The organism is Polyangium jinanense (genome assembly GCF_028435365.1).
On sequence record NZ_JAGTJJ010000006.1, the window covers coordinates 311,758 to 336,917 of the forward strand.

At 69.5% G+C, this 25,160-nt stretch carries 18 protein-coding genes; 13 read left to right on the plus strand and 5 right to left on the minus strand.

Annotated features, from left to right (window positions below; genetic code table 11):
- The first annotated feature begins 3 nt into the window (after positions 1-3).
- Genes KEG57_RS16330 through KEG57_RS16365 form a run of 8 tightly spaced genes read left to right on the plus strand, consistent with a single transcriptional unit; the run spans position 4 to position 13,519 of the window.
- Positions 4-2,217, plus strand: coding sequence for a type VI secretion system Vgr family protein (locus KEG57_RS16330; RefSeq protein ID WP_272418701.1), 2,214 nt, complete (start codon positions 4-6; stop codon positions 2,215-2,217).
- A gap of 13 nt (positions 2,218-2,230) precedes the next feature.
- On the plus strand, positions 2,231-4,411 hold the full coding sequence (locus KEG57_RS16335) for a type VI secretion system Vgr family protein (protein ID WP_272418700.1): 2,181 nt from the start codon (positions 2,231-2,233) through the stop codon (positions 4,409-4,411).
- 10 nt (positions 4,412-4,421) lie between these two features.
- Positions 4,422-6,632, plus strand: coding sequence for a type VI secretion system Vgr family protein (locus KEG57_RS16340; protein WP_272418699.1), 2,211 nt, complete (start codon positions 4,422-4,424; stop codon positions 6,630-6,632).
- Between the two features lie 8 nt (positions 6,633-6,640).
- Positions 6,641-7,402, plus strand: a complete 762-nt coding sequence (locus KEG57_RS16345; protein WP_272418698.1) for a hypothetical protein — start codon at positions 6,641-6,643, stop codon at positions 7,400-7,402.
- 33 nt (positions 7,403-7,435) lie between these two features.
- The gene (locus KEG57_RS16350) at positions 7,436-9,229 is read left to right on the plus strand and encodes a PAAR-like domain-containing protein (protein WP_272418697.1); all 1,794 of its coding nucleotides are present in this window, start codon (positions 7,436-7,438) and stop codon (positions 9,227-9,229) included.
- Positions 9,229-10,746, plus strand: coding sequence for a hypothetical protein (locus KEG57_RS16355; RefSeq protein WP_272418696.1), 1,518 nt, complete (start codon positions 9,229-9,231; stop codon positions 10,744-10,746). The genes KEG57_RS16350 and KEG57_RS16355 overlap by 1 nt, the downstream gene beginning before the upstream one ends.
- On the plus strand, positions 10,743-11,747 hold the full coding sequence (locus tag KEG57_RS16360) for a hypothetical protein (protein WP_272418695.1): 1,005 nt from the start codon (positions 10,743-10,745) through the stop codon (positions 11,745-11,747). Before KEG57_RS16355 ends, KEG57_RS16360 begins: the two co-directional genes overlap by 4 nt.
- Entirely contained in the window at positions 11,744-13,519 is a 1,776-nt protein-coding gene (locus tag KEG57_RS16365) for a HEAT repeat domain-containing protein (RefSeq protein WP_272418694.1), read from the plus strand. Before KEG57_RS16360 ends, KEG57_RS16365 begins: the two co-directional genes overlap by 4 nt.
- Here the strand turns inward: KEG57_RS16365 and KEG57_RS16370 are convergent, their stop codons facing one another.
- Both KEG57_RS16370 and KEG57_RS16375 read right to left on the minus strand, forming a co-directional pair.
- Positions 13,520-14,017, minus strand: coding sequence for a hypothetical protein (locus KEG57_RS16370; RefSeq protein WP_272418693.1), 498 nt, complete (start codon positions 14,015-14,017; stop codon positions 13,520-13,522).
- Positions 14,018-14,081: 64 nt separating this feature from the next.
- Positions 14,082-16,274, minus strand: a complete 2,193-nt coding sequence (locus KEG57_RS16375; RefSeq protein ID WP_272457974.1) for a DUF2169 family type VI secretion system accessory protein — start codon at positions 16,272-16,274, stop codon at positions 14,082-14,084.
- 122 nt (positions 16,275-16,396) lie between these two features.
- Between KEG57_RS16375 and kamD the strand changes: the two genes are divergently transcribed.
- From kamD to KEG57_RS16390, 3 genes are all read left to right on the plus strand, one after another.
- The gene (gene kamD / locus KEG57_RS16380; RefSeq protein ID WP_272457975.1) at positions 16,397-17,947 is read left to right on the plus strand and encodes a lysine 5,6-aminomutase subunit alpha; all 1,551 of its coding nucleotides are present in this window, start codon (positions 16,397-16,399) and stop codon (positions 17,945-17,947) included.
- Positions 17,948-17,949: 2 nt separating this feature from the next.
- A complete protein-coding gene (gene kamE, locus KEG57_RS16385; protein WP_272418690.1) occupies positions 17,950-18,705 on the plus strand; it encodes a lysine 5,6-aminomutase subunit beta in 756 nt (251 codons plus the stop codon).
- Between the two features lie 203 nt (positions 18,706-18,908).
- Positions 18,909-19,916, plus strand: a complete 1,008-nt coding sequence (locus tag KEG57_RS16390; RefSeq protein WP_272457976.1) for a hypothetical protein — start codon at positions 18,909-18,911, stop codon at positions 19,914-19,916.
- Positions 19,917-19,940: 24 nt separating this feature from the next.
- On the opposite strand, the gene fghA is transcribed toward KEG57_RS16390, so the two are convergent.
- The 3 genes from fghA to KEG57_RS16405 all read right to left on the minus strand — a co-directional run bounded on the left by fghA (position 19,941) and on the right by KEG57_RS16405 (position 22,637).
- A complete protein-coding gene (gene fghA, locus KEG57_RS16395) occupies positions 19,941-20,783 on the minus strand; it encodes an S-formylglutathione hydrolase (protein WP_272418688.1) in 843 nt (280 codons plus the stop codon).
- Positions 20,784-20,824: 41 nt separating this feature from the next.
- On the minus strand, positions 20,825-21,913 hold the full coding sequence (locus KEG57_RS16400; RefSeq protein WP_272418687.1) for an aldo/keto reductase: 1,089 nt from the start codon (positions 21,911-21,913) through the stop codon (positions 20,825-20,827).
- Between the two features lie 79 nt (positions 21,914-21,992).
- On the minus strand, positions 21,993-22,637 hold the full coding sequence (locus KEG57_RS16405) for a class I SAM-dependent methyltransferase (RefSeq protein WP_272418686.1): 645 nt from the start codon (positions 22,635-22,637) through the stop codon (positions 21,993-21,995).
- Between the two features lie 190 nt (positions 22,638-22,827).
- On the opposite strand from KEG57_RS16405, the gene KEG57_RS16410 reads away from it, so the two are divergent.
- Both KEG57_RS16410 and KEG57_RS16415 read left to right on the plus strand, forming a co-directional pair.
- The gene (locus tag KEG57_RS16410; protein WP_272418685.1) at positions 22,828-23,757 is read left to right on the plus strand and encodes a hypothetical protein; all 930 of its coding nucleotides are present in this window, start codon (positions 22,828-22,830) and stop codon (positions 23,755-23,757) included.
- A 93-nt stretch (positions 23,758-23,850) separates the two neighbouring features.
- The gene (locus tag KEG57_RS16415; protein ID WP_272418684.1) at positions 23,851-25,128 is read left to right on the plus strand and encodes a DUF1552 domain-containing protein; all 1,278 of its coding nucleotides are present in this window, start codon (positions 23,851-23,853) and stop codon (positions 25,126-25,128) included.
- The last annotated feature ends 32 nt before the right edge of the window (positions 25,129-25,160 follow it).

The following is a 25,160-nucleotide window of genomic DNA, read 5'->3' on the forward strand; positions in this document are numbered from 1 at the left end:
GCCATGAGCAAGAAAGCGTTGCGGATCGAAGTCTTCTTGAGCATCGGCGACGCCTCCTGGCCGGCGCTCCGGCTGCGCGTGGACGAGGGCATGAGCGAGCTCGGCGGGGCCTGGGTCGAGGTCGCGGTGGGCTCGGATCTCGACGTCGAGGGGCTGCTCGAAGAGCCGGCGACGGTCGTGATCTTCTGGGACGGGCAGGAGAAGCGGCGGTTCTCCATGCAGCTCGCGCGGGGCCGCTTCCTCGACGAGAAGGACGGCCACCTGCACTACGAGCTCGAGCTCCGGCCCTCGCTCTGGTTCCTCGGCCTCGACAAGAACACGCGCAAGTGGCGCGACCAGCCCGCCGAGCCGATCGTCTCGAAGGTCCTCGGCGAGGGCTCGGTCAAACACGCGTGGCGCACCACGCGGCAATCGGCGTCGCAGCCGTACTGCGTGCAGTATCGCGAGACAAACCTCGCATTCGTGTCGCGGATGCTGGAGTTCGAGGGTTTTTATTACACGTTCGATCCCGACGGCACGATGATCGTCGGCGACGCGTCCTCGGCCTCGCCCGAGGTCGAGGGCGGCGCGGAGTTCGAGCTCATCGATTCGGCGGGCGCGCTCTCGCATGGCGACTTCGGCGTCACCTCGTTCGAGCGCGGCGCGGTCGTGGGATCCGGCAAGGCCACGGTCAACGACCACAACTGGAAGACGCCGGCCCTGTCACTCCTCGCCTCGGCCACGGGCGCGAAGGACACGCACCTCGAGGTGTACGATTACCCCGTCGGGTATCGTGATCCGGCGGCGGGCGAGGTTTTGGCCAAGCTCCGCGTCGAGGCGCTCTGCGCGGAAAAGCGCTTCGTGGAGGGCACGAGCACGGTCTTTTCGTTCGCGCCGGCGCGCATCTTCTCGTTCACGCACGAGGAGGGCGCGAGCTTCAGCGGCCGCTACCTGCTCGTGCACGTGGAGCACGAGTATCGCGAGGAGGCGGGCGTCGCGCACTACGAGAACCGCTTCCGGGCCATCCCCGCGGACGTCCCGTTCCGCCCGGCGGTCCGGACGGAGCGCCCGGAGATCGAGGGCAACCACACGGCGATGGTGCGTGGCCCCGCGGGCGAGGAGATCCACACGGACGCCTACGGCCGCGCGAAGGTGCAGTTCCACTGGGATCGCGAGGCCAAGGGCACGGACGAGGACTCGCGCTGGATCCGCATGACGCAGGAGATCTCGACCTCGATCGCGCTCGCGCGTGTCGGCTGGGAGATCAGCGTCGGCTACATCGACGGCGATCCGACGCGCCCCGTGGGCCTCGCGCGGCAGATCAACGGGCAGATGGTCCCGATGTACAACCAGCCCTCGTTCCGCAACCGGATGACGATCCGCACGGAGACGTACCCGGGCAAGGCCGGGTTCAACGAGCTGCGCCTGGAGGACTCGGCCGGCTCGATGCACATGGACTGGCACGCCCAGAAGGACTTCAAGACCCTCGTCCAGCACGACCGGACCGAGACGATCGGCAACAACCAGACGGTGCTCATCGAGAGCAACTCGACGCGTACGGTCGAGAAAAACCAGACGATCGACATCGGCGGCAATCAGACGCGGACCGTGGGCCGGCACGTCGTGCACAAGGTCAACGTGGACCGGGACCACACGATCGGCGGGGAGGAGACCATCGACGTCACGCTCGGCGTCGAGACCTCCGTGATGGAGAACGACGTCGAGACGGTGGGCGGGACCCGCTACACGCGCTCGGGCAACGACGAGACCGGCTCGATCGATCGCTCGATCCAGAAGACGCTGACGCGCATCGTGGGCGGCTCGTCGATCTCGATGGCGGGCGGCTCGGTGGCCCACGAGGGCGGCGAGATGCTCTTCGAGTACGCCGGCGGGTCGAAGATCACGATCGGCATGGAGGAGAGCGTCAAGGAGGCGGTGGCCGAGAACCTCGGCACGTTCGTGAGCGGGTTCGTCCTGCGCAAGTCGAAGAGCGACATGAGCGTGTCGGCGAAAGAGACGAAGGTGAACGTGGGCGGCTCGGCGCTCTTCCGATCGGCGGAGCGCATGGAGCTCCGGAGCCGCGTGATCGAGCTCGTCTCGTCGGCCTCGATCGCGCTCCGCGCCGGGGCGCTCTCGATCGAGATGACGCCCGGGAACGTGACCATCACCGGGCCGCTCAAGCAGGAGAGCGAGACGAAGATCACCCTGCGTGGCAACCCCGAGAAGCTGACGCCCTGAAGGAGAACGCGCGATGGAACTTGCATTCGCCGAGGTCGTCGTCACGGGGATCGAGGTGCGCCGCGTGCTCTCGCTCCGCGGAGAGGAGGCGCTCTCGACCCTCTTCCGGTACGAGGTCGAGGTCGAGGTCGAGCTGCCGCTGCCCGACGTCGACGTGGTGATCGGCGCGGAGGCGACGCTGACCCTGCGGGATCAGGCGCACAAGGAGCGCGTGGTCACGGGCGTGGTGGCCGAGGCGAGCGCACGGGCGCTCGATAGCGAGCGCGGGCGGGCGACGCTCGTCCTCCGGCCGATGATGTGGCGGCAGTCGCTCGGGCGTGACTGCTACGCGTCGCAGGACGTCCGTGTGCAAGACGTGGTCGACGATGTGCTCGCCGACTACACCGGAAAATACCGCTGGGCGCTCACGCGCAGCTACCCGCGCTACCCCTACCGCGCGCAGTACCGCGAGGACGACTGGACCTACGTGAGCCGCCTCCTCGAGGAGGAGGGGATTTACTACTGGTTCGATCACGACGCGGGCTCGATCACCGTCTTCTCGGACAACTCGACGGCCGCGCCGGAGATGCCGGGCGGCGCGCTCCTGCCGTGGGTGCGCGAGAGCGCGCTCCAGCCGAAGCAGGACGCCGTGACGCAGCTCGGCTCGGTGAGCGCGGCTTCGACGGGTCGGTTCGCGGCGAAGTCGTACGACCTCAAACGTCCGCTCGTGCCGATCAAGGCGCAGGCCGGCGCGGGCCGGCACGAGGTGTACGACGCGCCGGGCGGGGGCACGGGGATGGAGGCGATCCTCGCGGTGCGGGTGCGAGATCAGCGCGACGCGGCCGTGGCCGCGCGGGCGGGCGTGATGGGTTTGTCGACGAGCGTGCGCCCCTACCCCGGCGTCACGCTCGAGATCGACGGGCACCCGGTCGGCAAGCTGAACGGGCGTTACCTCGTGACGCGCGTCGAGGTCGACGGCGACGAGCATCAGCCGTGCGACACGCGCTTCTGGGCGATCCGGGCCGAGGTCGCGTTCCGGCCCGAGCGAGCGACGCCGGAGGCGAAGCAGGCGGGGCTCCAGCTCGGGCAGGTGATCGGGCCCGACGGGCAGGAGGTGCATCCGGACGAGCTCGCGCGGGTGCGGACGATCCTGCACTGGGATCGGCTCGGCCCGCGCAACGAGAAGGGCGGCACGTGGATGCGCGTGGCGCAGCGCGCGGCCCCTGGATCGATGCTGTTTCCGCGCATGGGCTGGAACGTCGCGACCTTCAACGAGGAGGGCGGCGTCGACGCGCCGAGCGTGATCTGGCGCATCCACGACGGCCAGCGCCTGCCCGAGTACAAGCTGCCCGGCAACATGACACGCGTCGTGTGGAAGACGGCGACGGTGCCCGCGGACGGCACGGCGAACGAGATCTACTTCGAGGACCGGATGGGCGCCGAGGAGATGTTCATCAACGCCTCGCGCGACATGAACTACATCGTCCTCGATTCGCGCTGGGAGAGCATCCAGAACGACTCCACGCGCACGGTCGCGGCAAACCACGACCTGACGATCCACGCCTCCCAGGAGGAGCGCGTGATCCGCGATCAGCAGATCCGGATCGGCGGCAACGAGACGCTGACGGTCTCGGGCCTGCGCATCAAGTCGGTCTCGGGCAACGAGACGGAGACCGTGGGCGGCTCGCGGACGATCCGCGTGGGCGACGCGCACCGAACGTCCGTGAAGGGGGATCGCACGCTCTCCGTCGGCGGGTCGCTGATCGAGATCACGCCGAACAACATCAACCGGACCTCGCGCGACATGGTGACGGTCGTCGGCGGCAGCGTCGTGAAGATCGCGGGCGAGGACGTCTCCGAGGTCGCGCGCAAGGACTCGGTGCAGGTCATCGCCGGCTCGAAGATCGAGGTGGCGAAGAAGGACCGCGCCCTCGACGTGAACAAGGTGTGGAACGAGGAGGTCGGCGGCTCGATCGTCTGCGTCTCGAACGAGAAGTACCTCGACAACGCCGACACGACGTCGACGTGGAAGGTCACGTCGTCGGTCCTCGGCAGCGCGCCCGTCGTGCACATCGAGGCGGTCGAGAGCATCCGGTTTTCGTGCGGATCGAGCGTGCTCACGATGACCACGGAAGCGATCACGATCACGACCCCGAGCCTCGATCTGTCGGGCGCGACGTTCGACGCCGACAGCGGGATCATCGAGCACAACTGAGGAGGACGCCGTGGCAACCGAGGATCCGCTTCGTTATTTCATCGAGCTCGGCGGCGCGACGTACCCCGTCAAGACGATCACGGGCGAGGAGGCGCTCTCGCGGCCGTACCGCTTCGAGATCACGCTCCAGGTCGAGCCCACCGATGCGCTGGATCCGGACGCGCTCATCTTCACGGACGCCACGGTCACGCTGACGCGCGCCGCCGACGAGCGGCGGATCCAGGGCGTGGTGACCCAGATCAAGCGCGCCGCGACGCGCAAGGGCAACGCGGGCACGGGCAAGGTGACGCTCGTGCTCGAACCGCGCCTCGCGACCGCGCGGCACCGCGTCGACATCCGGATCTTCCGCGACAAATCCGCGCCCGAGATCGTGGCCGAGGTGATCGGCGCGCACGGCGTGACCGTGGAACCGCGGCTCGTGGGCTCGTACGTCAAGCGCCCGTACTGCGTGCAGATGCGCGAGTCGGACCTCGATTTCGCGGCGCGGCTGCTCGAGGACGAGGGGATCTTCTACGTGGTCGACGACGAGGGCCGCATGGTCCTCGGCGATTTCACGAGCGCGTATGTCGAGGGCCCGGGGACGCTCGCGTTCCACCATGACTCGGGGCTGCACGAGAACCGCGACGCGATCTTCGAGGTCGGCTGGGCGGGCCGCGCGACGGCGGGCAAGGTCTCGCTGCGCGACTTCAACCCGGAGCGGCCGCGCCTCGACATGGACGTCTCGGCCAAGGGCCCGACGGCGTGGGGACCCGAGTGGTACGACTATCCGGGCGAGTACGAGCTGCCCGCGCAGGGCCAGGCCAAGGCGAACCTCCGGGCCGCGGCGCTCGCCTGCGTGAAGCGCCGCCTCGCGGGTCGATCGACGGCGGGGCGCATGGCGACGGGCACGATCTTCTCGCTCCTCGACGCGCCCTCGGGGGTCGCGGACGGCGCGTACGTCCTGACGAAGGTCGTGCATGCGTGGGATCGGACCGCGTCGTCGTTCTCGGTCGCGTTCGAGGCGCTGCCCGCGGACGTCGTGTATCGCCCGCTCTGCGAGACGCACGTGCCGACCTTGCCGAACCCGCTCACGGGCTTCGTGACGGGCCCCGCGGGCGCGGACATCCACACGGACGCGTGGGGCCGCGTGAAGGTGCATTTCCCGTGGGATCGGCTGCAGCCCAAGGACGACACCTGCTCGCACTGGATCCCCGTTTTGCAGGACAACACGGGTCGATCGTCGGCGATGCCGCGCATCGGCTGGGAGGTGCTCTGCCAGTTCCTGGAGGGGGATCCGGACAGACCCGTCATCCTCGGACGTGTCTTCAACGCGGCGGATCCCTTCCTCGAGGAGCTGCCGATCCGCAAGATGCGCACCTCGCTCCACTCGCTGACCTCGCCGCGCTCGACGGACAAACCCTCGGGCTACAACATGATCCGCTTCGACGACCTGGCCGGCGCGCAGGAGATCCACGTCCACGCGCAGAAGGATCAGAACATCGTCGTCGCGAACAACCAAGACGAGAAGGTCGGCAACGTCGAGCAGCGGACCGTCAAGGGCAACGAGGCGATCCGGATTGGCGCGAACGAGACCATCAACGTGACGGACGACAGCGCGTCGAAGGTCGACGGCAACCTGACCGTGAACATCGGCGGCAACCGTACCGCGACCATTTCGGCCTCGCAGACGGACACGGTCCACAAGGACCACACGATCTCGATCGGCGGCTCGCACCTGCGCGACACGCACGCGGACGACAACGTCGCGGTCGAGCAGAACATGACGGAGCTCATCGCCGGGCACGTCTTCGAGCAGTCCGGGCACACGAACGCGGTCACGGCCGGCAAGACCTCGACGCTCGTCGTGGGCGGCTCGATCGTCGAGATCGGCAAGCTCAACAAGGCCGAGAACACGGAGAAGGTCCGGAACGAGACCGTGAGCGGCCTCGTCTTCAGCAAGGCCGACGAGAAGCACGCGTCGCGCGCCGAGGAGTCGCGCACGACGACCGTGGCGGGCGACTACATCGGCGTGTCGCTGAAGGAGCTCTTGCTCGCGGGCCTCGAACGGCTCCGCATCGAGTCCACGAGCACGACCCTCTCCGCGCCCGAGATCACGCTGAAGGTCGGCGACACCGAGATCCACCTGAAGAGCGGCCGGATCGACATGAAGGCGCCGAGCGAGATCACGATCGACACGCAGCAGGCCAATAACCTCGCATCGACGACGTCGTCGCAGAACTGAGGAAGGCGATGGCCCACACGAACTACCTCTATCGCATCTTCCACAGGCCGGCGTCGCACGCGCGTGCCCTCATCAACGGCATCCCGATCTACGACCGGATCGTCCCCGACAACGTCGCGCCGGTCGGCCCCGTCACGCACTGGCTGGTCCGCGGCGAGAACACGATCACGGTGGAGCTCTCGCCCTCGCCGCGCTCGCCCCTCACGCCGGATCTCGGGCCGCATTTCGAGATCTCCGTGCGGCTCGCGGAGGACATCGATCACGCCATCTTCACCTGGGACTACCCGAAAAGCGTCGCTGCGCTGGGCCTGCCGATCGATCTGCCGCTCGTGGGCGGCGGCGTGCTCCGCATCGACGACGACCTGCCCGATCCCGTGTATCGGCGCGGCTCGCGCGAGGAGTTCCCGGTCGAGGGCACCCTCGATCAACGCGCGGCCGTGCAGGAGCTCTACGACGCGTTCGCGACGCGCGACGCCGGGCGCTTCGAGACGGCGATGGACCTGAAGGTGCGCGAGTTCGAGCGTTATTACGGCCCGCAGCCCCTCTCGCGCGCCGAGGCCTTGAAGCGGATGAACGAGCCATGGCTCATGGAGCCCTTCGACGCGCACGACCTGCGCTTCGACCGCTACGCCGACGGCCGCGTCGCCTACGTGCGCCGCGCCTCCGGCAAGCCCGCCGTGCGCGCGCAGCACCGCGACGAACCCACGCTCGGCTGGGGCTCGAACTTCTACATGACGCGTCTCGATGGGCGCTGGCGCATTTTCTGTTGACGGACCGATCTCGAGGCGACGGAGGAACGAGCGATGGGCGCGACCGTTACGAACGAAGACCGCGGCGTCACGACGAAGACCAGCGAGCACACCGCGATGACGATCGGCCCGACGGACGTCTGCTTCGATCCGCCGAAGCAGAAGCCCGTGCCGCACATCAACCACGTGACGACGGACAAGGCCGTCGAGCACACGTCCGGAAAAACGCTCTTCCAGAACGGCAACGTCGTGCGCGTGGGCGAGGCGATCACGCCGAGCGATCCCGCGCACGGGGACTCGGGCGGCGGCGTCGTCAGCGGCACGTACCGCGAGGAGGCGCGGGCCACGGCCGGCTCGCCCGACGTCCGCGCCGAGGGCAAACCGCCCGCGCGGACCGATGATCCCACGACGCAGAACCACTCGAACACGACGGGCAAGATCCTGCAGGACGTGCCGCCGGAGTTGCTCACGGACAACCCCGAGGAGTTCTTCAAGCGCTGCTCCTACGACACGTCGGAGATCAAGGGCGGAGACGAGGAAGCCCCGTTCGTCGGCAACATGCCGCAGATCGACATCAAGCGCGGCGACGAGATCAAGATCGTCGCGAAGCGGAAAAACGCGAAGGTGCCCGACGCGCCGCCGGATTGTGTTCAGCCGCCGCACATGAAGTGGCTGCTCACCCGATCGGGCGGCCTCACCGCGCTCGGCGCGGCGATCCCCGAGAAGACGGGCGAGATGGAGGGCGACGAGATCACGCTCGGCGAGGATTGGAACCCGCCGTATGGCGGCCCGATCGAGTTCTCCGGCGAAATTTCGCAGAACGATTCGGACGCGACGAAGCGCCGGCGGATCAACGACAAGAACCGCTACGCGCAGCAGAACGCGGCGGCGCGTGGCTCGTCGCGGGTCGAGAACCAGGACGGGCGGCAGGCGTACCAGCAGGTCCAGCGCGACAAACAGCTCGAGGAAGCGGCGCTGAACAACCTGCGCACGCTGGCCGAGTTCCTCTGGGCCTGGCGCGCGTACCAGAACCCGGTGCGGATCCTGATCACCGGCCGCGCGTGCAGCGGCGGGGTCAGCTACGAGGTGCACTGTTATCCCGAGGGGGAGTTCACGTTCGAGCTCCCGCTCGAGCCCATCATTCGCGTGGGCCGCTGGATCAACCGCAGCCTCGAAACCGTCCAGCAGTTCGCGCGCCTCGGCAGGGTCGAGACCGAGGGCAGCATCAAGGCCCCCGGCGACGACTTCAAGGTCGAGATCCAGTTCAAGTGGGAGCCGGGCGAGGACGCGGATCTCTACCGGATGGTGCGCACCGCGGAGGTCAGCGTCAGCGGCCTCCTCTTCGAGCTCACGTTCGAGGCGAGCTGCCCGCTCACGAACTTCCTCGCCATCGTCCCGTTCGTCGGCGGCGTCGCGGCGAGCGCGGTCGGCTGGATCATCCAGCGCATGGGCGCCGAGGCGAGCATCGGGTTCGGCGTCGAGGTGAGCATCTCCGCCGCGGCGTACATCTCGTTCAAATGGACGAAGGCGCGCGGCTGGCAATGGGACACGGCGGGGGTGAAGCTGCCGGTCGAGGTCAAGATCTACGCCTTCATCCGCGTCCAGGTGCGTGATTGGCTTCAGATCGAGGGCCGCATCCAGGTCCAGGCGGAATGGGCGCTGCTGCTCGAGGCGAGCGACGCCGGCCTCGCGCTCAAGTCGGACGACGGCGAGCTCAAGGCGGGGCTCACGGGTCTCATCAAGATCGACGTCTGGTTCTACAGCTACGAGCAGACCGGTGAGTGGTGGCCCGATTGCCTCAAGACCGAGTTCAAGAAGACGGACCTCGCAACCCTCATCAGCAACTGATGCCCAAGGCCGAGCCTTTTCGCCGCATCCTCGTCGCGGAGTCGCCGGTTCGTCCCGCCGGAGAGCGCCACGCCAAACCCCTGCCTTGTCACGTCGGCGTCTTGCCCTGGGCCGTCGATCGGAACTGGCTCACGATCTTCGTCGTCGCCACGTTCCGCTTCGATCGGAGCGCGACGCATCGGTCGATCCCGCTCGAACCCGCGCCGCCGCGGCGCCTGCACGCAGGTCCGAGCGCGCCCGGTGAGCCCGTGCGGATCGACGATTTCGTTCCCTTGCGCCTCGCGGTCGATCTGACGCTCGCGGGGCACGTGGAGATCGTCCCCATGCCTTCGGGCACGCTCGGGCCGAGCGCGCTGCCGCGCCTCGCCGAGGTGGGCCTCGGGGCGCGGCGCCTTCCCTTCCTGGTGCAAGCGGACAAACCCGGGCGGATCCCGCTCCGGCCGCCGTATACGCGGACGCCGCACGGCCGTGAGATCGATCTCGGGCCGGAGGCCTGTCACGACGGATCGAGGCACGATTTCCTGCACCCGGAGAAGTTCGACCTGAGCGTCTACCAGGCGGGGACGCCGGAGATTTCGTACGAGGTCGAAGAAGTGACCTCGATCTACCTCGCGGGGCTCGGGCCGGATCCCGCGGCGACGTGGGAGATCGCGCTGCCGGCGTACGTGCCGCGCGCGCTCGTGGACTACAGCTCCGCCCGCGTGCGCCGCGGGGACGTGCAGCTCTTCCTCGACGGCGTCGCGATCGACCTGGATCAATCGACGGTGGACGTGACCTTTCGCGGGCTCGTCGAGACCACGGACAAACCACACCTCGACGTGGACCGGATCGTGATCGGCTGGGCCCCTCCCCGGCGCTGGAGCGAGGACGCGGCGGGCGCGTGGGACGATGTTTTGCGGGAGCTGCCGCGCGGGCGGTTCCGCTTCGCGGTGGAGCGCGAGGATGTGCTGAAGGGCGAGGATCCGCCCGCCCTGCGGCAGGAGGAGCTCCTGATGGCTCGCTACGAAACGTGGGGACACCCGAACGCCGCCGAGCCGGAGATGCAGCCGCACGAGGCCGCGCAGGTCGCGGCGGAGCTCGCCGAGCAGCGATGGCCTCGCGGCGAGGTGCTCGCGAAGCACAGGATCGACGAGTACACCTGGGGGATCGAGGAACGCGCGTGGGCGCAGCGGCTCGCGAGCGTGCGCGAGGAGGCCGACGGCGGGCCGAGCGGGGAGTACGTCCGGGCCTACCGGCGCGCCTCGCAGGCGCTCGCGACGCCGCGGGAGGCCGCGATCACGCCCAAGGAATTCGTGGCGATCGCGGCGAAGATGAAGCGCGAGGATCCGACGCAGGTGCTCGCGAAGGCGGGGCTCGGGATCGCGGCCTTCGGGCGGCTCGAATGGCGCTTCCGCGAGAAGGCGGCCGAGGACAAGGCGTTCGCCGCGGAGCTCGCGCGCCTCATGGCGGAGGAAGAGACACCGCGCGAAGGGCCGAAGCTCGGTGAAGGCGGGGCGCGTGAGGAGGGCGGTCGATGACCACGATGGGCCTCGTCGCGGGCGTGGGGATGTCAACGCCGCTCGGGCTCGACGCGCGGCAGTCGGCGCTCATGCTGCGCGCGCGCAAGCTCTCGCCCGGGAAAACCGGGCACCGGGATCGGCGCGGAAACTCCATCGGAGACGTGCGCGCGATCCGCATCGACGACGCCTGCAAGGGGCGCGAGCGGCTGATCGAGCTCGCGGCGCCGGCGCTCGTGGAGGCGACGCGCGGGATCGGCGCGGCGAAAGGGCCGATCCCGCTGTTCCTCTCGCTGCCGCCGCGACGCGCGGAGGAGGAGGAGCCGCTCGGGCCGGACTTCCTCGACGTCCTCGGCAAACGCGCGGGCGTGGCCGTCGCGCTCGCGGCCTCGGAGGCCGTGGTGCTGGGGCACGCGGGTTTCGCCGCGGCGCTCGCGCGGGGCCTCGCGGCGCTCGCGGCGCCGGGAGCGGGCCCGTGCGTGGTCGTGGGCGGCGTCGACAGCCACCATGATCCGGCCGTGCTCGCGGCGCTCGACAAGGAGCGGCGGCTGCACGCCGAGGGGGCGTGGAACGGCTTCATCCCGTCGGAGGCCGCGGCGTTCGTGGTGCTCGCGCGGCAGGATGCGGCCCCGCCGATCGCGCGCGTGCTCGCAGTCGCGACGGGGATGGAGCGCGAGGACGGGACGGAGATCGGCGAGGCCGCGACAGAGGTCGCGCTCCGCGTCGCCGGGGCGATGCGCGCGCCCGTGCCGTGGGTCCTGCCGGACGTGAACGGGGAGCGGCACCGCGTGAAAGAGTGGAGCTTCGTGCGCATCCGGAACCGATCGGCCTTCGACGAGGCCAAGACGATCGAGACGCGCCTCTACGACGAGCTCGGCGACGTGGGCGCGGCGAGCGGTGCCGTGCACGCAGCGTACGCGTGCATGGCGTTTCGCCTGGGGTTCGCCCCGGCACCGGAGGCGCTCGTCACGCTCGCGTCCGAGGGCCCCGCCCGCGGCGCCTTCGCCCTGGGGGCGCCATGATGCTGCAAGGTTTGCCCGGAACGACATCGACGCGCCCGCTGCTCGAAGGCGTGCGGTCCGCGCTCGAAGACAGCCTGCTCGCGATCGCCGATCGATCGGACACGGCCGAGCTCGCCGAGGCGCTCCGCGAGGGGATCGCGCTCCTGACCCGCCTCGTCGCGGACGAACCGCGCGACCTGGACGCGCTCGAAGCCCTGTCGCGCACCTCAACCGCGCTGAAGGCGGCGCGCGAGCGGATCTCGCTCGACGAGGTGGTGGCAAACCGCATCGAGGGCGCGGCGCGCTGGCTCGCAGACGCGAGCGAGCGGCTGCGCGGACGGCTGCCGGCGCGGGCCCTGGGGGCGGCCGCGGAAGCCACGCAGAACGAGGAGATCGTCGCGAGCGTGGGCGTCCCGCGGGCACATCCGGTCGTCGTGCCGCCGCCGCGGGTGCTCTCGCGCGAGGAGGCGACGGCCGCCGAAGGGGCACGCGGGCGGGCCCTGCTCGCAGCGTCGCGGGGCGCCGCGGGGGAGCTCGCGCAGATCCGCGCCCTCGCGCGCGACTGCTTCGAGGACATCGCAAGCCTCGGCAGCCTGCGCAGGCTCTACGATCACGAGCCCTGGGTCGACGCCGGCCCCTTCGAGCAGCGCCTGCTCGACAACCTCGACGCGCTCGTCGCGCTCGAACGGCCGCTCGATCCAGCCGCGCCCTCGCTCGGGCTCGTGGAGTCGCTCTTCGCATACGCCATCGAGTGGGTCGTGCCCGATTTCGGCCGGACCTTCGCGCTCGCCTTCACGCTCTCCTGTCTCGCCTCGGAGACGGCGATGCGCTGGGTCGTGCTGGCACTGCGCCGCTCGCACCCACGGACGTACCCGGCATTCGTCGATGCATTCGCGCTCGGCTCGAACGAGGCGATCGATCGCACCCTCGTCGAGCTCTGTCGCGAGGACGATCCCGCGCTCGTCGAGGTCGCGCTCTCCGCGATGGCGCGGCGCGGCCGCGTGGACATGGCGAGCGCGGTGCTGCTCCTCATGCGGCCCTCACCTTCGCCGGCCGTGCTCGACAAGGCGATCGACCTCGCGGCGCGTTTGCCCGCACAGGCGGCCACGCCGCTGCTCGCGCGCCTGCTCGACAGCCCGGACCCCGACACCGGCGCAAGCGCCGCCGCGGCCCTCACCACGCTCGGCGACGCCCGCGGCCCGAAGCACCTCCGCGCCTTGCTCCAGCGTCCCCGCACGGACGACGTCGCGGCCTTGCGCGCACGCCGCATCGCCCTCGAAGCCCTGTGCCTCCTCGGCAGCCCCTTCGATCGGAACCTCCTCGGCACCGAAGCGAGCCTCGATCGCGAGGGTTTGCCCTGGCTCGGCTGGCACGGGCACCCCGACCACGTGCCCGTTCTCATCGAAGGCATCCGCCGCGCAGCCGCGAACGGGGCATTCGACGAGGCAGATCGAATCGGGCAGGCCCTTGAGCGAATCGGCGGCGGCTCGGCACCACGCCCCGGCGCGCTCGCGGGCGGCGACTTCGAGGAGCGGCTCGCAGCATGGCTACGCGCGTTCGAGGAGCGACGGCCCCTCGACAACCCCCGCATGCGATTTGGCCAGCCGTGGACGCCGTCCGCGATCCTCACCGAGCTCACGGCGCGCGGAACGCGCCAAGGCGAACGGCCGATCCTCGCACGCGAGCTCGCGCTCGTGACCCGCAGAGCGGTGCACCTCGACGTCGCGGGCTGGATCGTCGTCCAGGAGCGCGCGCTCGCGGCGGCCCGCGATGCATTGCCCCGGCAAACCTGATCAATTCAAGCGCAGCATGCGCCCGACGATCTTGTGCACGCCTTCCGCGCGCGACAGGATCCGCTCGGCGTACGTCTCGACCTCGCCGATCGCGCGCAGCACGACGGCTGCGGTCTGCGCCGAGAGCGAGAGCTCCTCGCCGGCGTCGAGCGCGATCCGCTTCGCCTTGATGGTGTAGCTCTCGGCCGCGTCTACGCCGGGCGTCGGCTGCGTGCGTAGCGCGCCGATCACGACGAGCGTGCCGTCCGCGCCTTCCTCGACGAGCACGCGCTCGCATCGCGCGCGGGCGCCTTCGATCACGGTTGGGTGGACCGACGGATCGAGCTTTGCGGGTGCGGTCGTGGAGCCGATTCCGAGCACGACGCCGTCCTCGCGGAGTGCGTGCACCTCGGCCGTGAACAATGCCGGACGCCGGGCCGGCCCCGGCACGGGCTGGAGCCGCGGCCCCCGTTTCGCCGACGCTGCTTCGATCCCGCGCACGTTGGTGGCACGCTTCATGGCTCCTCCAGAGGCCTCGGATTCTATACGAGTCCGCGGCGCGTGCGGATCGCTTCCTCGCGCATCACGCGATCCCGCCGAGGGGTGGCGGCGCGACGCCTGGGGCCTTTGCGGCCTCGAACGCGGCGCAGAGCGCGAGGGCGAGGTCACAGCGGCCCTCGCGCGCCTCGCCCGCGAGTGCTTCTGCTTGCTGCCGCTCGTGCACGCGCCACGCGACCTCGTCGATTCCGTAGCGCGAAAGCACCTCGTGCAGCGCGTCGCGCGCGCCCCAGAGATCGACCTTGATCCGCGCATATCGCTCGATCGAGAGCTCCCCGCGCGGCGCGGCTGCGCTCGGGGAGGTGACCATGGCTCCGGACGGCGTGACCATGGCTCCCGACGGCGTAACCATGGCTCCCGAAGGCGTAACCATGGCTCCCGACGGCGTGACCATGGCTCCCGACGGCGTAACCATGGCTCCCGACGGCGTAACCATGGCTCCCGACGGCGTGACCATGGCTCCCGACGGCGTAACCATAGCTCCCGACGGCGTAACCATGGCTCCCGACGGCGTAACCATGGCTCCCGACGGCGTAACCATGGCTCCCGACGGCGTGACCATGGCTCCCGGCGCCGAGAGGACGAAGAGCGGCGTCGCCGTGGGGCTCGGTTTTCCGAACGGCAGCGCTGCATCGGGCGGAATCTTCGGCTTTCGCTCGGTCTCCGGCTCGGGCTCGTCCGCCGCCGGGGCCGGCGTGGCTGGGCGAAAGGGCAGCGCGGGCGACGCCGCGGGCTTCGCCGTGGGGACGAGCGTCCGCGTGCCATCGTCGTCCGGATCGATTGCGCCCGCCGCGACGAATGGCAGCGGCGCGGCCGCCACGGCCCTCGCCTCCGGGACACGCGTCTCGGTCCCATCGTCGTCCGGATCGATCAGCGGCAGGGTCTTCGCCACGGCGGGCGCGGGCGCCGGATGGCTCTCCGGGAGCGGGCGCAGCGGCGAGCGCTGGAACGGCAGGGTCGAAAACCCCTCGGGTTTGCTCACGTTTCCGGTCAGCGTCGGCTCGTCGTCGTCCCGCGTGAACGACACGGGCGGGCGTTCACGCCGCGGCTCGGGCGGAGGCATCGCCGGCGTGCTCGAGGGCGTGAAGGGAAGCGCGGCCGCAGGCTTCGGGGCCGTGTCGGTCAGCATCGTGATCGTGCGTGGGCCGCGAGGCCTCTCGGGCATCGCCGGGGCCTGCGGGACACTCGGCGGAACGCTTGGCGGGACGCTCGGCGCCGGGCTCGGCACGACACTCGGCACGACACTCGCCGCCGCGGTCCCCCGCGTCGGCGCAACCACCACGACCCCATCTTCCTTCGCGTGCCGGAGCGGCACCGCCGCGCGCCACGTCACGCTGCAGACCCCTCGATCCGTATCGATCAGCAGCGTATCCGCGCGCAGCCACACTTCCTGCGGGCCGCCCCCGCTACGCGTCACCATCGCTCGCGGCCGGACATCCTCGACCACCGCGATCATCCGCGGCAGCTCCGGGTGCAGGTGTTCGAGGAGGATATGCGCCTGGGCCGGCAGCTCGGTGATCTGCTGGTCCTTCGGCGCCGCGTTCCAGTACGACGCATCCACGCCCGCGGGCAGCGGCTGCTCGTGCCACGCCTCGTGCGACCACGCATTGCGATGCGCGCGCAGGTGCTCGGCGCGCGTCGGCCACCGCGCCGCGATCGGCCCGAGCCCGACCGACGGAATCTCCTGCGTGGGGCTCCGCAATACGAAACCCACCGGCTCGAAATTCGGCGGATGTCCCGGCGTCGTCGCATCGACGCACGGCGGGATCCCCACGGGATTCCACGATCTCGGCCCGCCCGCCGCGCGCATCCAACGCAGAGGCATCCGCGTGAACGGCACCGCGTCCGAAAGCCTGCCTTCCGGCAGCCAGTACCGATCGCCGTACACCACGATCGCCTTGTTCACGCCGCCCACCGCGAGACGCGCGACGAGCGACGGCACGGCCTGGCCATGGGGCGCCCACGCATGCCCCACGACCATCACGTCCACGTGCCGCTTGAACGGCGCGAGATCGTTCGGCAGGCGGATGCTGCGCGGCGAACCATCCTGCCAGTACACGTCGATCGTCTGCGGCGCGTCCGGCGTACCGAGGAGCTCGCACGGCCCGTTTCGCAGCGCGTACGTGGCCTTGCAGAGGACCGTCATCACGAAGGCGTCGGGGCGTGGCTGCCAGACGAGCTTTGCCACGGCGAGCGGGGGTTTCGCGGAGACGTGCACGGCGTCAGCTTACCATCGCGCCGCTCGCTCGATGAGGCCTCGGATCACGCGCTGCGGCGCGGCTTCCGGGCCCGAGCGCGCGTCATTGACAATCGACCCCATCCGCGCCATCTCGGAGCGCCATGGCCAAGGTCCCCCTCGATCACGCGACCGTCGACGCGTGCCGCGCAGCGGCGGCCGCGATCGCCGACGACGTCCAGCGCTTCATCGACCGCCACACCACCGTGGGCCTCGAGCGCACCGTCGCGCGCGCCTACGGCGTCACGGGCGCGGATCCCGAGGGCACGCCGCTCGCGAACGCGCTCGTCGACCGCATCCACAAGGCGGGGCACACGGGCCGCGGCGTCGCCTACTTCCTCGGACGCGCGCTCGTCGAAGGCGCGAGCTCCGCGCAGGAAGCGGCCGAGCAGATCGCCTACGGCGGCGCCTCGCTCGACGTCGAGGGCGGCCCCACCACGAACGAATGCCGCGGCGCCCTGGAGCTCGAAACGCAGAAGGCGATCGCCCGCATCGACGAAGCTCGGCACGCGCGCACGCGGTTCAAGAGCCGCTTCCCCGAGCCCGAGCTCCCGCTCAAATACGTCATCGTCGCGACCGGCAACATCTACGACGACGCGGTCCAGGCCAAGGCCGCGAAGTTCGCCGGGGCGGACATCGTCGCGGTCATCCGCGCGACGGCGCAATCGCTCCTCGATTACGTGCCCGAGGGCCCGACGACCGAGGGGTATGGCGGGACGTACGCCACGCAGGAGAACTTCCGCATCATCCGCAAGGCCGCGGACGAGGCGAGCGAGGAGACCGGCAAATACCTCGCCCAGACGAACTACTCGTCGGGCCTGTGCATGAGCGAAATCGCGTGGATGGCGGCGGTCGAGCGGCTCGACATGCTCCTCAACGACGCGATGTACGGGATCCTGTTCCGCGACATCAACATGGAGCGGACGTTCGTCGATCAATACTTCTCGCGCCGGATCGTGGCGAGGAGCGGCATCGTCATCAACACGGGCGAGGACAACTACCTCACGACGGCGGACGCGGTCGAAAAAGCCCACACCGTGCTCGCCTCGCAGTTCATCAACGAGGCGTTCGCGCGGCGTGCGGGGCTCTCGGACGAGCAGATGGGCCTCGGGCACGCGTTCGAGATCGACCCTTGGCTCGAGGACAGCTTCCTCTTCGAGGTCGCGCAGGCGCAGCTCATCCGACAGATCTTCGACAAGCACCCGATCAAGTGGATGCCGCCCACGAAATTCAAGACGGGCGACGTCTTCCACAGCCACGTGCACGACGCGATGTTCAACCTCGCGGGCATCATGACGCACCAGTCGATCGAGCTGCTCGGCATGTTCAGCGAGGCGATCCACACGCCCCTGCTCATGGACCGATTCCTCGCGCTGAAGAGCGCGAAATACATCTTCGGCACGGCCAGGCACCTCGGCGACGAGATCCAGTGGAAGCCCGGCGGCATCGTGGAGCGGCGCGCGAAGGAGGTGCTGCACAACGCGCACGAGCTTCTGGCCCAGGTGAAGGGCGAAGGCATCTGGGACGCGATCGGCCGGGGTGCGTTCGGCGACGTGAAGCGCAAGCGCACGGGCGGAAAGGGGCACGCCGGCGTGGTGGCGCGTGATCCCGAGTATTTGAACCCGATCCTCGACGAGCTCGAAGGAGGCCGCTGACCATGGCGAAATGGCTACGCGCTTACGGAGACCGTGAAGGCGACGGGATGGTGCAAATGACCTTCACGCTCGCGCTCCTGCCCGGGGATCGCGCGCGGGAGGCGGCGAAGCGCTTCGCCGAGGCCCACGGCCTGAAAGACCCGCTCATCACCACGATGGAGCAATGCTCGCAGCAGCACACGTATTTCGTGGCTTACGGGCACTCCGCGCACCAGATCGACGTCGACACCATCGACGTCGCCGAGCTCGCCGCGAAGCCGCTCTCCCGCGAGCAGATCGAGGCCATGGGCAAGGAGCTCGGCCGCAAGATCGTCGTGGTCGGCGCCTGCACCGGCTCGGACGCGCATACCGTCGGGATCGACGCGATCCTCAATTACAAGGGATTCGCCGGGGAAAAGGGCCTCGAGAGCTACAAGTGCTTCGACGCGCACAACCTCGGCGCGCAGGTCGAGAACGTCGAGCTCGCCGAGCGCGCGAAGGCGCTCGGGGCCGACGCGATCCTCGTCTCGCAGGTCATCACGCAGCGCAACTGCCACAAGGAAAACGCGGCGGCGCTCATCGATCTCCTGAAGAAACAAGGCGTCCGCGACAACTTCCTGCTGCTGCTCGGCGGTCCGCGCATCGACAACAAGCTCGCGCTCGAGCTCGGCTACGAAGGCGGCTTCGGCCCCGGCACGAAGCCTTCGGATGTCGCCGCCTTCGTGGCCGAGGAGGTTTTACGTCGCGCCCGTGGGAAACAGGTCGATCCGAGGCGGTAGAGGACGACCCTGTTGCGCGGTCGTGACACTGGTACGCCGCCGTGACGCCCGCCGTCACGCGGGCGTGACAACGCTCCCCTGCCGGCGCGCGCGCGCCTCGGAAATCGGCTTCTTCGACGGGTCACGCGCTCCGGCACGCTCGTTGCGATGCACTCGGTCACACGGGCCACGATGCAATGGCCACAACCGGGAGCACGATTCCAATGAGCAAGACGACCCTCACCAAGGCCGGCAGCCTCGCATTCACCTTCCCCCTGCTTCTCGCAGCCTCCACGATGGCCTGCGTCGGCGTGGACACCTCGGAGAACGAGGCGTTCGTCCCGACGATGGCCGATACCGAGTCCGCTCGGCTCAATGGCGACGGTGATTTCTACGGGCCGTCTGCGCGCGCCCTCCCGGAGCCGGAGGCCCGCGACAACAGCGCCCCGTGTGGGGATCAGACCCTCGCCGTGGTGCATGCCCGCTCCGGCGCCACGTACGTGTTCTGCGCCATGGGCAATGGGAAAACGGGCGTCCTGGAAGAGCTCCCCGCCGATGGGAGCGCGGTGAGCGTGCTCGATACGTACACGACGCCCACCGAGGTCCTGCGCGCCGTGGCACCCGAGAACATGGCGTTGCCCGACGACCTCGTCGCAGCCGTCGATCGGGGCGCCCGCACGATGGAGGAGTACCGGCCGCTGAAGCCGTTCACGCTCGGCGTCCCGAAGACGCCGTCGCCCATGACGATGGTGGGGAGCTACTACTGCGACAACCCGACCGAGTGGTCCTATACGTACGGCTGGAACAACTCCTTCGTCCCGTTCATCGAGGAGTACGTCGAGGACTATGCCGATTGCTCGCTTCACCTCTGGACGAGCTCCGACACCGTGACGGCGCACCAGCACACGGCGAGCACCAACCCGGTCGCGGACGACTACGGTCCGCCGTACGCCACCGCGTGCGCGGCCAAGGAGCACGTCCTCTCGTGTAATGGCCAAACGCTGTTCGAGGCGTTCCAGAAGGAGACGCCGTCGGATCCCTGGGAGACCAAGCTCACCTACTGGGTCTCGGACGGGGGCGTCGCGACGTGGAAGCTGTTCGCGTCCGACTGCCAGGCGAGCCACGACCGCGACGATATGCGTTACAAGGGGACCAGCGAGCCGGGCGCCTACCACAAATACTCGAACATCTTCATCAAGTGGCTCGGGGGCACTTCCTGCGTCTTCAAGTGAGCCGCCTGGTAGGCGGGATCGGACTCATCGCAACGCCGCCGCGTGGTGCTCCACGTGGTCGCGCATGAACGTCGCGATGAAGTAATAGCTGTGGTCATACCCCGGCTGCATCCGCAGCGTCAGCGGATGCCCCGCGGCCTCGCACGCCTCCCGGAACAGCTCCGGCTGCAATTCCCGCGCGAGGAATTGATCCGCGTCCCCCTGATCGATCAGGATCGAAAGCCGCTCCTTCGCCTCGCGCACGAGCGCTGTCGCGTCCCACGCCTTCCACACCTCCCGGTCCGCGCCGAGATACGCGGAGAGCGCTTTTTCGCCCCAGGGCACCCGGCTCGGCGCCACGATCGGCGAAAATGCCGACACCGATCGATACCGGCCCGGATGCTTCAGCGCGAGCACGAGCGCGCCGTGCCCGCCCATCGAATGCCCGAAGATCCCCCGACGGTCCGGGAGCGCCGGCAGGTGCGCCTCCACGAGCGCCGGCAGCTCCTCGGCCACGTATTGGTGCATCCGATAATGCCGCACCCACGGCTCTTCGGTCGCGTCCACGTAAAACCCGGCCCCTTGCCCGAGGTCGTAGGCCGGATCGTCCGCCACGCCCTCGCCGCGCGGGCTCGTGTCCGGCGCGACCACGATGATCCCGTGCCGCGCCGCGTGCTCCTGCACGCCTGCCTTCGTCACGAAGTTCTGCTCCGTGCACGTGAGCCCGGAGAGCCAGTAGAGCACCGGGCAACGCCCGGACTCGACCTGCGGGGGCAGGTAGACGCCCACGTTCATGCTACAGCCGAGCGCGCGTGATTCGTGCCGCAGCACCTTCTGGTGGCCGCCGAAAGAGCGATTCGTCGAGACCTGGGTGAAGGGGTTCATCATGGCGGCTGCGAGACTACCCGAACAAGCCCCTGCCGCGCAATTCAGAGCTCCGCGGTCGTCAGCCACTTCGGGTTCTTCTCGGTCCCGTCGAAGCGCTCGGTATTCTTGAACGGCTCGTACTGCCCGCTCCGGCCCGCCGGCGCCGTCCGCGCGAGCAGCGTCTCCTTCTCCTCCTTGCGCAACGGCTCGAACGTATAGGCCGTATGCAGCGCCTGCTCCAGCACGCCCGCCGTGTCACAGCCCGTGATCACCACTGACGTCGGCAAGGACATCGCATACCGCAGGCATTCCGGCGCGCTCACCAGGCCGCTCTCGAGCAGGATCCCCGACGCCAGCGGCTTCATTCCGAGCACGCCGATGTCGTGCTCCACGAGAACCGGCAAGACATCCTTCTCGAAGCTCTTGTAATGCGCATCCATCGGGTTCAGCGGCATCTGCACCGTGTCGAACGTGAACCCGTGCTCGAACCCCGCCTTCAGCATGGCCACCATGTACGCCGGATCCTTGTGCCCGGTAAAACCGATGTACCGCAGCTTTCCGGCCTGCTTCGCCGCGAAGAGCGCCTCCATCATCCCGTCCGGCCCGAAGACCCGCGCCGGATCGCTTCCGCGGATCACCTCGTGGATCTGCACGAGATCGATCACGTCCGTGCGCAGCCGCTTCAGCGATTGATCGAGCTGCTCGGCCGCCGATTGCCGCGTGCGGCCGTCGAGCTTCGTCATCAGGAACGCCTTCTGCCGGTATCCATCCTGGAGTGCCACACCCATGCGGCGCTCGCTCTCGCCGTCGTTGTAATCCCAGCAGTTGTCCAGGAAATTGACCCCGTGATCCAGCGCCATCCGGATGATGCGGATGCTCTCCTGGGGGTCTTTTTGCATCCCGACGTGGAACCCCCCGAGCCCCACCACGCTCACGCGCTCGCCCGTCCGGCCGAGCACACGCGTCGGCATCGTCGCGCCGGCCGGGAGCGGGATGTCCCCTTCTCGCGGCGCGCCGGGACGCGGCCCGCGCGGCGGCGCATCCGATGAACCCGACCCGCCGCCATTGTCTCGCGTGGATGCACATGCGGTGAGCGCGAGGCCCACGCCGACCGAACCGATGAACGTGCGCCGCGTAAATCGTGCCACCATGCGAGCCCCCGACGAGGCCGGCATTGCAGGGGACGTGCCGCGGCGCGGTCGGGCGAGCCCGGGCCGCGGGCGGAATCGATTACTCCGTCCGCTCGATCGACACGAGCCACGCCTCCGCGTATCCCTTGCCGCCGAGCATGTGCTCGAACCGCGCCGGCCGGATCTGCCGCACCTTCCAGCCGGACGCGAATGCCGCGCGAAGATCCGCCTCCGAGAGCCGCCGCGGCCCCTCCGTGCCCGGCTCCTTGTCGCTCCAAACGAGCGCGTGATACATGCCGCCCGGACGAACCACGTGCGAAAGGCTCTCCACGTATCGCGGACGCATCTCGCTGCCGAACACGTGGAGCAGCCCCGAATCCAGCACCGTATCGAACGTCCGCCCGAGCATCTCGAGCTCCAGCGCATTGCCGCGCACGAATTGCACGGGCACGGAGCTCCGCTCTGCGCGCGTCCGGGCCTTCGAAAGCGCGTTCTCCACCATGTCGAGCCCCGTCACCGCGTGCCCCCGCGCCGCGAGGAAAATCGCGTTGTCGCCCGGCCCGCAGCCCACGTCGAGCACGTCGCCGTGGAAGGCCCCCGCCTCCGCCAGCGCCACGATGTCCGCTTGCGGCCGGCCGATGTCCCAGGGCGCGTGCACGCCCTCCTCGTAGGCATGGTGGAACGCCGAGGGCTCCGGTGGAGCCGTCACGTCCCTCGTTCCTTCGCCTTCGCCTTCGCTTGCCATCACACCTCTCCTCGGTGTTTCCGGTTGGTCCCTCTCCATGCGGCGGCGCCTCCTCGGCGGCAAGGTTTTGCGCGCGCGCTTTCGTGCGCGGCTTCTTCGCGGCCTGCCGCGGGGCGCTTCGACCGGAAGGCTCGACGCCGGCGGACACGAGCGGTAGGAAAGAAGGATCCGCCGTCGTCGACCTCGCGCCATGCGTCCCTCCCAAGCGCCCCTTTGCCTCCTTCCCTTTGCCCTCGCGGGCCTCGTCGGGGCCTGCCCGCGCGCCGCGGCGGCCGCGCCTCCGGGGCCCTCCGACGAGCAAAAACAGGCCTGCGCCGACGCCTCCGAGCAAGGCCAGGAGCTGCGCGACCAGGGCAAGCTCCTCGCCGCGCGCGAGCGCTTCCTCGCTTGCGCCGCGGAAGCCTGTCCGCCCATCATCCGCAAGGACTGCGCCGACTGGCTCGCCGACCTCGACGAGCGCACCCCCTCCATCGTCCTCGAGGCCCGCGGCCCCGAAGGCCAGGACCTCACCAACGTCCGCGTCCTCGAAGGTGAACGCGAGCTCGCCGCGTCCCTCGACGGCAAAGCGATCCCCCTCGATCCCGGCGAACACCGCCTCCGTTACGAGTGGCCGGGCGCCCCTTTCGTCGAGGAGCGAATCGTCCTCCGCGAAGGCGAACACCGCCGTCGCCTCTCCGTTCGATTCACGCCCCCCGCGCCTCCTCCGCCCAAAACCCCTGCGCCCGCCGCGCCTCCGCCGCGCCCCCTTCCCCTCGCGCCCCTCGTCCTCGGCGGCGTGGCCCTCGCGGGCGCCGCGGCATTCACCGGCCTCGCCGTGAGCGCGAAGAGCGATTACGATCACCTCGACAGGACCTGTGCGCCGCGCTGTACGGACGACCTCGTCGATCCCGTACGTACCAAGCTCATTCTCGCCAACGTCTCCCTCGGCGTGTCCGTCGTCTCCCTGGGCGTCGCCACGGTCCTCTGGTTCACCCGCCCCCAGAATTCGCCCGGAAAAACCCCCACGACCGCCTTTGCCATCACGCCCCTGCCCGGCGGCGCCGCGGCCTTCTTCGGCGGCCCCCTCCCGTTCGACGGATCGTCCCGCGCCAGGGTGATGGCCCCGATCACCCCCCCATGAACGAGCGGATCACCCCTCTCCCCCGGGCGCTTCGTTTCCGGCCGATTTCCTGATCCTCTCGCCCCGGCATGCCCGTTGCGATGGGGCCGGGGCATGAAGCACTGGAACCGTCGACGCTTCCTCTCGGGCATGGGCGCGGCCCTCGTCGCCGCCCCCGTCCTCGGCCTCCTCGAGCGTGATATTCGCGCCGAAAACGCGACGCCGGCCCGTCGCCTCGTCGTGTTCTTCTCGCCAAACGGCACCATTCACAAGCACTGGCGCCCGAGCGGCAGCGGGTCGAACTTCTCGTTCCCCGCGGGCAGCATCCTCGAGCCGCTCGCCGCGCACAAGAGCCGCCTCATCGTGTGCGACGGCATCGATTTCCACGGCGTCGACAACCACGAAGCCGGCATGGGCGCCATGCTCACCGGCGGAGGCACCGTCGGCACGGAGACCGCGGGCAAGAGCCTCGATCAATACGTCGCCTCCCGCATCGGCCAGAACGATCGATTCTCCTCCCTCGAGCTCGGCGTGCAGACGAGCGCCTGGGGCGGCGGCATCCAGACCCGCATCTCCTACGCGGGCCCCGGCCAGTTCGTCCCGCCCGACGACAGCCCGAAGAGCGTTTATACCCGCATGTTCGGCGACGCCGTCGGCGGTCCGGGGGAGCTCGACGCGGCCCTCGCCCGCAAAAAGAGCATCCTCGACCTGCTCCGCGGCGAGCTCGGCACCTTGCGCGGCCGCGTCGGCTCGCAGGAGCGCGAGAAACTCGACGAGCACCTCGAATCCCTGAAGAAACTCGAATCCGGCCTCGAAGGCCCGCTCTGCGCCCCGCCCGCGGCCCCGCCCTCGGTCGGCACCTACGATAACGACGCGTTCCCCACGATCGGCAAATCCCAGATGGATCTGCTCGTCCTCGCGCTCGCCTGCGACATGACGCGCGTCGCGTCCGTGCAATGGAACCACACCGTCGGGCCCGTCGTCATGAGCTGGCTCGGCGTCGCCGAGGGCCACCACGGCCTCTCCCACAGCGACGACAGTAACTCCAAGGGCGTCGCCGAGTTCATCGCCACCGAGCGCTGGTATGCCGAGCAGTTCGCCTACCTCCTCGAGCGCCTCGCCACCACGCCCGATCCGCAGGGCGGCATGCTCCTCGATTCCACCGTCGTCCTTTGGTGCAAGGAGCTCGGCGACAGCCGCCTCCACGATTGCAAGTCCGTGCCGTTCGTCCTCGCGGGCGGCGGCGGCCTCTCCACGGGCCGGTATCTGAGCTTCGGCGGCGCGCCGCACAACCGCCTCCTCGTCTCCGTCTGCCACGCCCTCGGCCTCGACAACAAGACCTTCGGCGATCCGGCAAAAGGCTCGGGTCCCCTGCCGGAGCTCTTCGCGTGAAACCCTTTTTTAGAAACGTGGGAGCCATGGCC

Excerpts from the sequence above, each read along its gene's own strand:
- KEG57_RS16330 (WP_272418701.1), top strand. The coding sequence starts at position 4 with ATGAGCAAGAAAGCGTTGCGGATCGAAGTCTTCTTGAGCATCGGCGAC.
- KEG57_RS16335 (WP_272418700.1), top strand. The coding sequence starts at position 2,231 with ATGGAACTTGCATTCGCCGAGGTCGTCGTCACGGGGATCGAGGTGCGC.
- KEG57_RS16345 (WP_272418698.1), top strand. The coding sequence starts at position 6,641 with ATGGCCCACACGAACTACCTCTATCGCATCTTCCACAGGCCGGCGTCG.
- KEG57_RS16350 (WP_272418697.1), top strand. The coding sequence starts at position 7,436 with ATGGGCGCGACCGTTACGAACGAAGACCGCGGCGTCACGACGAAGACC.
- KEG57_RS16355 (WP_272418696.1), top strand. The coding sequence starts at position 9,229 with ATGCCCAAGGCCGAGCCTTTTCGCCGCATCCTCGTCGCGGAGTCGCCG.
- KEG57_RS16360 (WP_272418695.1), top strand. The coding sequence starts at position 10,743 with ATGACCACGATGGGCCTCGTCGCGGGCGTGGGGATGTCAACGCCGCTC.
- KEG57_RS16365 (WP_272418694.1), top strand. The coding sequence starts at position 11,744 with ATGATGCTGCAAGGTTTGCCCGGAACGACATCGACGCGCCCGCTGCTC.
- KEG57_RS16370 (WP_272418693.1), bottom strand. The coding sequence starts at position 14,017 with ATGAAGCGTGCCACCAACGTGCGCGGGATCGAAGCAGCGTCGGCGAAA.
- kamD (WP_272457975.1), top strand. The coding sequence starts at position 16,397 with ATGGCCAAGGTCCCCCTCGATCACGCGACCGTCGACGCGTGCCGCGCA.
- kamE (WP_272418690.1), top strand. The coding sequence starts at position 17,950 with ATGGCGAAATGGCTACGCGCTTACGGAGACCGTGAAGGCGACGGGATG.
- KEG57_RS16390 (WP_272457976.1), top strand. The coding sequence starts at position 18,909 with ATGAGCAAGACGACCCTCACCAAGGCCGGCAGCCTCGCATTCACCTTC.
- fghA (WP_272418688.1), bottom strand. The coding sequence starts at position 20,783 with ATGATGAACCCCTTCACCCAGGTCTCGACGAATCGCTCTTTCGGCGGC.
- KEG57_RS16400 (WP_272418687.1), bottom strand. The coding sequence starts at position 21,913 with ATGGTGGCACGATTTACGCGGCGCACGTTCATCGGTTCGGTCGGCGTG.
- KEG57_RS16405 (WP_272418686.1), bottom strand. The coding sequence starts at position 22,637 with ATGGCAAGCGAAGGCGAAGGCGAAGGAACGAGGGACGTGACGGCTCCA.
- KEG57_RS16410 (WP_272418685.1), top strand. The coding sequence starts at position 22,828 with ATGCGTCCCTCCCAAGCGCCCCTTTGCCTCCTTCCCTTTGCCCTCGCG.
- KEG57_RS16415 (WP_272418684.1), top strand. The coding sequence starts at position 23,851 with ATGAAGCACTGGAACCGTCGACGCTTCCTCTCGGGCATGGGCGCGGCC.